The organism is Sphingobium sp. ba1 (assembly GCF_000743655.1).
GTDB lineage: Bacteria > Pseudomonadota > Alphaproteobacteria > Sphingomonadales > Sphingomonadaceae > Sphingobium.
In genome coordinates this window covers 1-7355 of record NZ_JPPQ01000025.1, presented here as the reverse complement: position 1 = coordinate 7355, position 7355 = coordinate 1, and the positions used below count along the sequence as shown (strand labels likewise).

General features: G+C 58.7%; 5 protein-coding genes. 3 read left to right on the top strand and 2 right to left on the bottom strand.

Annotated features, from left to right (window positions below):
* Positions 1 to 28: 28 nt before the first annotated feature.
* A complete protein-coding gene (locus tag IL54_RS02160; protein WP_228168062.1) occupies positions 29 to 2980 on the bottom strand; it encodes a Tn3 family transposase in 2952 nt (983 codons plus the stop codon).
* An 83-nt stretch (positions 2981 to 3063) separates the two neighbouring features.
* Here IL54_RS02160 and IL54_RS02155 point away from each other — a divergent pair, with 83 nt between their 5' ends.
* Together IL54_RS02155 and IL54_RS02150 are read left to right on the top strand one after the other, a co-directional pair.
* On the top strand, positions 3064 to 3708 hold the full coding sequence (locus tag IL54_RS02155; protein WP_052027514.1) for a recombinase family protein: 645 nt from the start codon (positions 3064 to 3066) through the stop codon (positions 3706 to 3708).
* Positions 3709 to 3751: 43 nt separating this feature from the next.
* The gene (locus IL54_RS02150) at positions 3752 to 5773 is read left to right on the top strand and encodes a TonB-dependent receptor (RefSeq protein WP_162182188.1); all 2022 of its coding nucleotides are present in this window, start codon (positions 3752 to 3754) and stop codon (positions 5771 to 5773) included.
* An 11-nt stretch (positions 5774 to 5784) separates the two neighbouring features.
* On the opposite strand, the gene IL54_RS02145 is transcribed toward IL54_RS02150, so the two are convergent.
* Positions 5785 to 6585 (bottom strand): alpha/beta hydrolase, encoded by an 801-nt coding sequence (locus tag IL54_RS02145; RefSeq protein ID WP_052027513.1) that lies wholly within the window; start codon positions 6583 to 6585, stop codon positions 5785 to 5787.
* 189 nt (positions 6586 to 6774) lie between these two features.
* On the opposite strand from IL54_RS02145, the gene IL54_RS02140 reads away from it, so the two are divergent.
* On the top strand, positions 6775 to 7278 hold the full coding sequence (locus IL54_RS02140) for a MarR family winged helix-turn-helix transcriptional regulator (protein WP_037472742.1): 504 nt from the start codon (positions 6775 to 6777) through the stop codon (positions 7276 to 7278).
* Positions 7279 to 7355: the final 77 nt, after the last annotated feature.

The window sequence follows — 7355 nt, the reverse complement described above, 5'->3', positions numbered from 1 at the left end:
GGCCCCTGTGCATTATCAGGACACGGATTCACGGTAGCGGTTTGATGAGCAGCGGCATGAGGCCGTTGGCGTCGAGATCGAGGTGATCGGACCAGACATAATCGCCGGTGAGATTGATGCGATCCCAACCCAACGGCGAGAGCCGGGACAGCATAGCTGGATCGATGGGGCTTCCTCGACGACGCATTTCGTCGACGGCGCGCCCCAGATAGCGACAGTTGAACAGGATAATCGCTGCGGTGACGAGGTTGAGCGCGGCCGCTCGGGTCTGCTGGTTCTCCAGGCCACGGTCGCGAAAACGGCCGAGCCGATGGAAGGCGACCGCCCGGGCAAGGCTGTTGCGGGCCTCGCCCTTGTTCAACTCGGCAGTGACGGTACGGCGCAGAGCCGGATCCTCGAACCAGCGGAGCGTGAACAGCGTGCGCTCGATCCGCCCGATCTCCCGCAGCGCCGCAGCGAGGCTGTTCTGCTGGCGGTAGGCGGACAGCTTCTTCAGGATCAACGATGGCGTGACGGTGCGGTGACGGATCGCGCCAATGACACGTTCAATATCGGGCCAGTGGCTGACGATCAGGTCCCGGTTGAGCCTGTGACCGAACAGTGGCGCAAGCCTGCCATAGCGCTTCGAGGGTTCGAAAGCGTAGAGGCGCCGGTCGGACAGGCGAGGAATGCGCGGCTCGAAATCGAGCCCGAGGAGATGCATCGTCGCGAATACGATGTCGGAAACGCCGCCTCCATCGACGTGCAGCGCGGTCAGATCGGCGTTGCTGTCATGGCCGAGGAGCCCATCGAGCGCATGGATGGCTTCTCCTGCCGTGCCGGCGATCACCGTCTGGTGCAGCGGCGCGTAGCGGTCGGTGATGGTGGTGTAGATCTTGACCACTGGGTCGCGACCATAATGGGCGTTGACCGCTCCGCCGGCTTCGCCCGGCCCGCCCAGGTAGAAGGCCTGGCCATCCGCGGAAGCCCGGTGTCCTTGCCCAAACCAGGCGGCGATCGGCTCGGCGTGGATGGCGTCGGTCAGACAGGCGAGCGCCGCCCGAAAGGTTTCCTCGCGCATGTGCCATGTCTGCATGCGCAGCAGCGCGCGGCGTGACCCTGCGCCGCATACCTCGGCCATGCGCGACAGCCCAAGATTGGTCGCTTCGGCAATCAGAGTGGCGAGGAAGGCCTGCTCATCGCCAGGCGGCAACCCGGTCGAGACGTGCCCGAAGTGCCGGGTGAAGCCGGTCCAGCGTTCGACTTGCGACAACACGTCGGTGATACGCGTGGCAGGCAGCATGTCGTAGCAGGCAAGCGTCAGGCGCCGTCCTTCGTCGTGCCTGGCATCATCGTCCTTCAGTTCCTTGGGAAATCGCAATCGCTCGCCAGCGAACAGGGCAGCATCGCGTCCGGCCAGATTGTGGGCGACGTCGCGCAAGGCGCTGTCGAGCTGCGCGGCGCGCTGATCGAGCCATGCGTGTGGATTACCGAGCGAGAACGGCGGTTGCAGCGCTGCGCCGGATAACGGCGCGAGCAGCACGTCCAGCGACCTGTGCAGCCTTGACCTCGGCACCCAGATATCACCCGAGGCCAGTGCATTGGTGAGCGCGCCGTAAGTCGCCATCTCCCAGTGCGTCCGGTCGATCTTGCCGGCGACCACGACATGGCGGTGCCAGCGCCGCTCGACATGACCGAGCGGAACGTCGGCAGGGAGGGGCTTGCGCCAGTCGCCATCAAGATTCGACAGGATCGCCATCGCGTCGCGCAATGCCGCGGTGCCGGCCCGACCGTGGAAATCGAGCGCTTGCAGGAATAGAGGCCCTGTTCGCTTGAAGGTCCGGTATTCGGCTGCGATCTCGCTCAGCACATCGTCCCTGTGAGGTGCCGCGGTACGACGGATGATTGCGGCATCAGCATCGAGCATGTCGAGAGGCACGATATCCCTGAGGGCCGCACCGATATCTCCGCCGGCGCGTGCTGCCTGGCTAACTGTTTCCAGCACAGTGGCGATCCGCATCAGCCGATCGCGGCCTTCGCGTCCCGAAATCGCGACCCTCTGCTCCAGGCGTTTGCGAGCACGAAGGTGAGCGCGTCCCATCAAGGCGCTGAACATGGCGATCGCCGCGTCGGTAAGCGTGGCCTCCATCTCGCGCAGCGTTGCAAGCAGGATGACCCGCCTGCGGGAGACGCGCATCTGTTGGAAAGCCTGGGCTGTATATCGCACGCCTTCGCGGGCGAACTGCGTCAGGCGGGGCTCGTGCAGGGGATCGACCGGAATGCTGGAAATACCGGTCCTATGGATTATCGCGACCTTCTCGAGGATTTCGGCAAGCGAGGCTGACGCGACGCGGGGCTCTGGTTCGCGCAGCCAGGACAAGCGGCTCTGCCGGTCATGTACCTTCTCATCGATCAGCATATCGAGACGCTGACGCATATCCGCATCGAGTTTAGCATCGACCGCGGCGACCAGATCGGTTTCCGTCCGAAGCATCGCCTCGGCCGCCATCCGCTCAACGACGCTGATGCCAGGGATGACGATGCGTCGCGTGCGCAGCTCGTCCAGCAATCGATCAAGCAAAATGCGCCCGTCCACGATAGCCATGGCTTCGGTTTCCAGCCAAGTCATCATGATGCCGCGCGCTGGCCGGCTCAGATCGGTGAATCCGAAGCGCGCCTTGATGGCGGCAAGCTGATCGTAGCGGGTCGGCGCTCGCCGCGCGAAGTCGGCGACGACGCCTGCATCCACTCCGACCTGTTCGGCGATGTGGTCGAGCATGATTGCAGGCAACAGCTCGCCTGTGCGCAGATGTCGCCCCGGATAGCGCAGGCAGCAGAGTTGCAGGGCATAGCTCAAGCGGGTCGCCGGAGTGCGTGCGAAGCCGATCGCAGCAAGGTCCTCGGCATCGAGGCCATGATGTCGCACCACCGCCGCCTCGCTGTCGGGCAAAGCAAGCAACGCGGCGCGCTGCCGCTGGGTCATCGGAATACGTGCGGGCATGTTTCATCCTCCAAAAACCTCTTGCCTTTTGTTGGCTTAGTGAAAGAGGATTGTGAAAGACCCAAGGCTGCGGAAATTGGTGCATGCTGTTTCCGCCTCCAGATACGGCCGTTTGTGAAAGGCGCGATTTGACCAAGGCACCTTATCTGATCGGCTATGCCCGTGTGTCGAAGGGCGACGAGCAATCTAATGCTGCGCAGCGCAGCGCGCTCGAAGCAGCGGGTTGCAAGCGCATATTCGAGGAGACCGCCAGCGGCGGACGATGGGACCGCCCGAAGCTGCTGGAGATGATCGGCCAACTGCGCGATGGCGACGTGGTCGTAGTCTGGAAGCTTGATCGACTGTCGCGTAGCCTGAAGGACATGTTGCACATAATGGAGCGGATCGAAGGGGTGGGCGCGGGTTTCCGATCCCTGACCGAGGCAATCGACACCACGACCGCTGCAGGTCGAATGATGATGCAGATGGTCGGCAGCTTTGCCGAGTTTGAGCGCGCGATGATCCGCGAGCGCACCAGCGCTGGTCTTGCCCAGGCCCGCATTGAAGGCAGGATAGGTGGGCGTCGCCGCAAGCTGGGAGACAAGCAGCGTCGAGAAGTCGCCGAGTCCGTCATCTCAGGCCGAAAATCCGGCGCCGAGATGGCAAGGTTGTATGGCGTCAGCGAACCCACGGTTTCCCGGATCGTAGCGGCCTATCGGCAACAGTCCGAGAACCAGGCGCTGGTATGAAAGGGAGCATGCCAGCCGTCGCCCTTTCCGGGACGACATGCCCTTGACGGATTTGCCGATCACTGCGCCTGTCGTGGTCGTTGAAGACGCGACCGATGTCATTGAAGTCGTCGGGAAACGTACCGAAGAAACCCTTAAAATTGATCGCCGAACCTATCAGGTCCGCGAAACTCCTCATTCCGCCCAGAAGAATGCCGTCCAATTGTTGCGCGGCCTCCCGGCGGTGACCATCACCCCTGACGACCGCATTCTGGTGCTTGGATCTGGATTGACCCGGATCTACGTGGATGGCCGCCCTTACATTGGCGATGCCTCGCAATATCTGCGCACGGTGCACGGTAGCGATATCGAGCGAATAGAGGTGATTACCAATCCCTCCGCACAATTTTCGTCTGAGGGCGCAGGTGGCATCATCAATCTGGTGCTGCGAAAATCACGGGTGGAGGGACTGTCTGGCAACGCAAGCCTGGAAGAATCCAGTTATGGCTATGCCCTTGGCGATACGACCCTGAATTACAAAGCTGGCAACTGGACTTACCAGCTGAAGGGGGGAGGCAATGCCGGCACCATGCTCCGCAGAAGCTATCGCAAGGAGCGCAGCGTTGGGATGCAGGATGACAGCCCGCCGACAGTTAACCGGGAGACGGGTCTGTATACCTATGCTGGTACTGTCGGACGTCTTAGCGGCAAAGCGTCGTACAAATTGGGCGCCAGAACGAGCGTCTCAGCACAACTGGGCGGTGGCGGCGGGCATGATATTGTCACAGACAAAGTCGATTATGTTGCCGTTACCCCGGACTTCGCGCCTTTTTCAGAACGTCGCCGCCTCACAGGTATAGGGAGCTATGTTACCGGAGAATTGAGCTTCGATCATAAGGGCAAAAAAGAGGGAGAGGCGCTCAATGCGGCTGTCCAGTTTTACACAAATCCCAATGTGCATGATGTGACTGACGCCCGATTCAGCGATGGACGCCTCTATACGCTCGACGTGCGCAAGCCCTCCACGTCGATCGATGTCCAAATTGACTGGAAACATCCCATGGCTGTGGGGCAACTTCTTTCGCTGGGCAGCGCCTGGCATGTTGATGACACTACGCAAACCTATCGATTTATGAGCAACGATAGCGACGGTTTGTTCGGCTCCGACATCAACGATGCGTATGATGCGCGCAGCGCTACCCTCTCTGCCTATGCGTCGTTCCAGCAGACATTCGGGGCTTTAACCGTCGCACCGGGCTTGCGCGGTGAAGCAAATCGCCGCCAAATTTCCAGTCCCGGCGTCGCGACGATTCAGATAAACAGGGCCGGCCTCTTCCCCAGCTTTCACGCCAGTTACCGGTTCAACAAAAAGCTGCAGTTCGGAGCCAGTTTCAGCAAGCGGATAGACAGGGTCCCGCTGGAATATCTGCGCCCCTATGGAACGGTCGAGGATGCCTACACCCTTTTCGAAGGGAACCCTCGCCTCAAGGATCAAAGCACCAATGCCTACGAGGCCAGTGTGCAGTTTCGCCCTGGAAAAATAGAATTGGGAGCTACTGTCTACTTGCGCGAAACAAGTCGGCTTTGGAGCAAAAGTTATTCTCTCAATGCGACCGGAAGCAGTGTCTATAGCTACGTAAATGCTGGTAAAAGCTGGAGCAGTGGCGCCCAGTTTGACCTTGCCTTCCCGATCGTCCCTCGTCTCAAGGCAAGCGCCAGTGCTAATCTTTTCAATGAACATACTCCGGTCGAAACGACGGATGGGCAAAATATGCAGCGCACATTTCGCTATACGGCAAACGGAACGTTTGAATGGAATGGCAAAGACCGGGGCAGCATATCCGGCGACGTCGCGCAATTACAGTGGTCATATAATAGCCCATCGCGGGAGTATCAGATCCGCAAAGGTTCATGGTTCGATTTTAGCGCCTCATATACGCATAGTCTGGATCGGACGCTATCGCTCTCGGGGACATTCAGATATTCAGGTCGCACAAACCAGCGTTTGATTGCGCCGTCGGTGGAGGAAATTTCCTCACGCCGCAGAGAACCTGAAGTACAGATCAAATTGCAGAAGACACTATAGATAATAATCTTCTATCGCGCCAATGTCTTGGTCAACCAATCTGATATTTGGCTAAGTACCTCTGGCAGGTGAGACTGACCCTTTTGATCTACCATAGTGTGATCATAGTCAGAAAATTCCCAGTAGGTGACGTTCTTGCGTCCGGATTTGCGGAAATTCGCGGCGAAACGCCTGGCAGATGTAACCGGGTTCGACTGATCCCGTTTACCTTGAACGACCAGAAATTCCGTCGCAGTGGCGCGCAATGCATCGTCCGATAGTCGTCTGTCCATTATATCGGACCACCATCGGTAGCTATTCGAAAGCCAAATTTCCGTGCTGTCGGGGTTCTTTCTTATTGCAGCTATGTGTTCCGGCGCTGTTTTCGCCTCTGAAGGTGGCAGAACCCTCACGAATGCCTCACGAAACGGCATTCCAGTCGCCGATGAAAAGATCACCGCGACGTTCGGCCGAACTTCAGCGGCAAGGATCTGCATCGCCGCACCGCCTTCTGATCCGCCAAACAAAACGAGTTTCCCGTTCCACCATGCCTCATTCCTGAGGCTTGCAATAACCTGGCTGTAGTCGGCGACCCTTTGGCTGATGGTATGGTGGGCCACGTAGGCTGGTCGGCAATCTTCTGGAAAAGACTTCGGAGCATCGCCTTCCAGAACACCGTATTTCTCGACCGTAAGGATTGCGGCGGATGGCAATAGCTTCCTGGCGGCCTCGATATTTGGGCTGGATGTGACCGATGTACATCCCGATCCCTGCGCCAGCACCAGGATGGGCTGTTGCGCTTCATTTGTTTGCCGATCCAGATACCAGGTCATGATGCTACCATCTGGCCGAACGCTGGAATGAGCTAATGGACTTCCTGAAGCCGTCACTCCCGAAGTCACGAACGAAAATGCGATAACCCAGCGCCATGGCTTCATGCAGCACCTACCCAATATGGACATCTATATGGCTTTAAAATATGTATGAGCCTACATAATTGTAAAGAGCGAAGGCAAAGCGTAGTGAAAGTTGATGAAAAGGCTGGGGATTTTATCCAGGCAGGGGGATTATTCTTCCTCGCTCATCGTTTGCGCCGCCTCTCTGAGGGGCTGGTAACCGAATGCGAGCGCTGGTTTGGCGAGGCAGGAATCATCGCTCCACCTCGAACAACGTCGATACTCTACCTAATCGAAAATCAAGGGCCGCAACGTATCACTGCCATCGCCTCAACCCTTCAGCAATTCCACCCGGTCATCATAGATTGGGTGGGAAAGCTGAAAAAGCTGGAACTGGTTACAACAGCTGCAGATCCAGTTGATCGCAGGCGCACGATCGTCTCACTCACACAGGCAGGGCGACAGGAGGTGCTCAAGATTCGTACAGCTGAGTCTGCGATCACAGCTGCTTATTCTGCCTTGGAGGTCGAAACCGGCGTGAACTTGATCGATGGAACCACGGCTTGGGAAACCGCCCTCTCCGACAAATCCTTATCTGTCAGGATCGGCGAGTACGATGCTCGCCAATGACCTGATCCCGTCTGATGGCAGGCCTGAACTCGCGAAGTGGCTACCGTGAATCTGTGTCCAAATAATGTACGGAGGCC